Origin of the sequence: Actinotalea sp. C106 (assembly GCF_023630195.1) — a bacterium.
Taxonomy (GTDB): Bacteria; Actinomycetota; Actinomycetes; order Actinomycetales; family Cellulomonadaceae; genus Actinotalea.
The window spans coordinates 1-3,025 of the sequence record NZ_JALPKN010000333.1; the positions used below are offsets into that span (position 1 = coordinate 1).

A 3,025-nucleotide genomic window follows, 5' to 3' on the forward strand; every position below is an offset into this window, starting at 1 on the left:
TACTATCCGACTTACCGCCTTCGCGGCCGTCTCGGGGGCCCTGCACTGCGGGTGGCTCAGCTCGCCCGCCCTGGCCCAGCTCGGCGTCGCCGACCACCCGACGGGGCTGATGCGCGAGGCCGAGTGGATGCCTCTCACCGCCCTGCTCGACGCCGTCCCGGTCGAGGTGCTCGACGACTGGGTGGCGGAGGCGACCCGTGCGGCGGCGGCCCGCGGCGTCGTCGGCGTGGTGGACCTCGAGATCGCCGACAACCTCGTCACCTGGCCGCGCCGGGCCCAGGCCGGTCCCCTCGCCCTGCGCGTCGAGGCGGGGGTGTGGCCCGAGCACCTCGACGGCGTCGCGGGTCGTCCCAGCGGCACCCCGCTCACCCCGGACGGGCTCGTCACGGTCGGCCCGTTCAAGGTCGTGACCGACGGGTCGCTCAACACCCGGACAGCCTTCTGCCACGACCCCTACCCGGGTCTCAGCGGGCCGCTGGCCCGAGGCGTGCTCTCGGTCCCCCCCGAGGTGCTCGTCCCGCTGATGACCCGCGCCCACGCGGGCGGCCTGCGCTGCGCGATCCACGCCATCGGTGACCGCGCGAACACCCTGGTGCTCGACGCCTTCGAGAGCACGGGGGCACGGGGCAGCGTCGAGCACGCCCAGCTGCTGCTCCCCGAGGACGCCCCGCGGCTGGCCGCCCTGGGGCTGGTCGCGAGCATCCAGCCCGAGCACGCCATGGACGACCGCGACGTGGCCGACCGGCACTGGGCCGGGCGCACCGGGCACGCCTTCGCCTTCGCGACCCTCGCCCGGGCGGGCGTGACCCTGGCCCTCGGCTCGGACGCCCCGGTCGCGGTCCTCGACCCCTGGGTCGCGATCGACGCCGCGGTGCACCGCTCGCGTGACGGGCGCGACGTGTGGCACCCCGAGCAGCGGCTGGACCTCGCAACCGCGATCGCCGCCTCGGTGCGTGGCCGGGTGGCGGTGGGGGAGGCCGCTGACCTCGTCGTGCTCGACGCCGACCCGACGGATCCCGCGACGGACCTGCGGAGCATGCCGGTGGCCGGGACCCTGCTGGCCGGGCGCTGGACCCACCGCGAGCTGTGATCGCCCTGCTCGTCAGGCGCCCCGCGGCAGCGCGCATCGGACCGGTGCACATCTGCGGACGGGACAGCGTCCCTACTTCACGAGCAGGGTCAGCGCTGCTCTGCCGACGCCGAGGAGCACCGACCGGTCGGCGCCGGCGGTGCCGAGGACTTCCATGCCGCGGGTGACGGCGACGAAGTACGTTGCGAGGGCGCGGGCGTCGAGTGCTGCGTCGACCTCCCCGGCCGTCTGCGCTTGCTCGATGCATCCGGCGTACTCGTCCTCGAGTCGCCGGTAGGCGCGGCGAGCAGCCTCGGCGACGTCGGGATCACGGTCGCCCAGCTCCACCGTGGCCTTGGTGAACAGCGAGTCCAGCGGTCCCTCTGAGGTGAAGGTGATGGCGAGTGCATCCAGGTGCGCTCCGATCCGCTCGAGCGGAGAGGACGTTCCCGATGAGAGCTCGACGGTCAAGCGATCCACGTGCGTGGAGGTGCTCCGGTCGAGCGCGCGCAGAAAGAGATCCCGCTTGCCGCCGAAGGTGTTGTAGATGCTCTGCTTGCCCAGGCCGGTGGCCCGGCTGAGTTCCTCCATCGTCGTGCCGCCGTAGCCGGCGGCAGCGAACGCGCTGGCGGCCAATTCGACGACGGCGTCCTCGTCGAATTTCCGCGGTCGAGGCACGGCGTGATCCTATGCCGAGCCGGGAACCGGATTCGCGCGTCCGCCCGCCGTGCGTACCACCTGGTCTCCTCGTGGTGTGGTCAGCTCGCGTTCGGGAGGGCGCCAGCGGTCTGGGCAGACACGTCGTAGTACTCCGCCTGGTAGTCGAGGATGCGGATGCCTCCGAGGACGGTCGTGACGGCCTTGAGGAAGTTCTCATCGGCCATGTGGGCGTCGATGGCGGCTTGGTCGCGCCACCCCTCGGTGAGATGGATCGTGTTCGGGTCGGTGAGGTCCTCAGCGAAGACGTAGTAGGTGCAGCCGTCCTGCTGAGCGGTCGCGGTCAGGTGCGGGATGACGGCCTCGCTGAATGCCTGACGATCGTCGGGGTGGACCGTGTAGTACGCGCTGATGACCTTGCCGGTCGGAGCGTGCTTGGTGTGGGGGATCATCGTGTCCTTCCTCTGTGACCACGGACCGTCCGGGTCGCCGCGCCAAACCCTATGCCAGTTTTTGTCGAAACGGTAAATAACGCGTCGGCCTAGGCATCTGCGCCGCTGCCCCGTACGCGGCACGGAGGTGTCCCCGAGGGCTTTCGGCTCGGCCACCCTTCGTGGGTGGGGGGCACTGCGAGAACAGGACCACCCGCCGTCGTGATCGACGCGCCCAACGTCTTGCTCGTCCCGGCACCAGGTCGGTGACGCACCTGCGACCTCGTCGACGAGGCGACGGCCCTCTCCGAGGAGGACCTGGCCGAGCTCGACAGCATCGGACGCCAGGACCGTCCCGGGCGCGCGCCCCCGCAGCGAGGCGCCCGAGGTCCCGTCGGTGGCCGCGGCCGGTGCGAGGATGGCGGGCATGAGAGCTGTGCTGATCCATGGTGGCCGTGACGTGCGCGTCGAGGAGGTGCCCGACCCGACCCTGCTCGAGCCCACCGACGCGATCGTCCAGGTGCTCGTCTCCTGCATCTGCGGGAGCGACCTGTGGCCCTACCGCCGTGAAGGCAAGCGCGAGGCCCGGCGCATCGGGCACGAGTTCCTCGGCGTCGTCGCCGAGGTCGGCTCCGAGGTTACGACCGTGCGCCCGGGCGACGTCGTGATCGCCCCGTTCATGTGGAGCGACGGCACCTGCGCGCACTGCCAGGCGGGGCTGCAGACCTCCTGCCTGCACGGCGGCGGCTGGGGCGAGGACCGGGTCGACGGCGGTCAGGGTGAGGCCGTGCGCGTCCCGCAGGCCGACGGCACCCTCGTCGTCGCGCCGGTCGCCGCGGACGACGAGCGGCTGGCCGCCCTGCTGACG

General features: G+C 72.2%; 4 protein-coding genes. 2 read left to right on the top strand and 2 right to left on the bottom strand.

The genetic code is table 11. From position 1 onward, the window contains the following. The coding region (locus tag L0B03_RS15820; RefSeq protein WP_250447592.1) for an amidohydrolase at nt 1-1,090 on the top strand (1,090 nt) is incomplete at its 5' end. Nucleotides 1,091-1,162: 72 nt separating this feature from the next. Here the strand turns inward: L0B03_RS15820 and L0B03_RS15825 are convergent. Together L0B03_RS15825 and L0B03_RS15830 are read right to left on the bottom strand one after the other, a co-directional pair. Continuing rightward, nucleotides 1,163-1,747, bottom strand: a complete 585-nt coding sequence (locus L0B03_RS15825) for a TetR/AcrR family transcriptional regulator (protein WP_250447596.1) — start codon at nt 1,745-1,747, stop codon at nt 1,163-1,165. Between the two features lie 80 nt (nt 1,748-1,827). Beyond that, on the bottom strand, nt 1,828-2,178 hold the full coding sequence (locus L0B03_RS15830) for a putative quinol monooxygenase (RefSeq protein ID WP_250447600.1): 351 nt from the start codon (nt 2,176-2,178) through the stop codon (nt 1,828-1,830). A 406-nt stretch (nt 2,179-2,584) separates the two neighbouring features. Here L0B03_RS15830 and L0B03_RS15835 point away from each other — a divergent pair. Further along, a partial coding sequence (locus L0B03_RS15835; RefSeq protein ID WP_250447603.1) for an alcohol dehydrogenase catalytic domain-containing protein occupies nt 2,585-3,025 on the top strand: 441 nt, incomplete at its 3' end.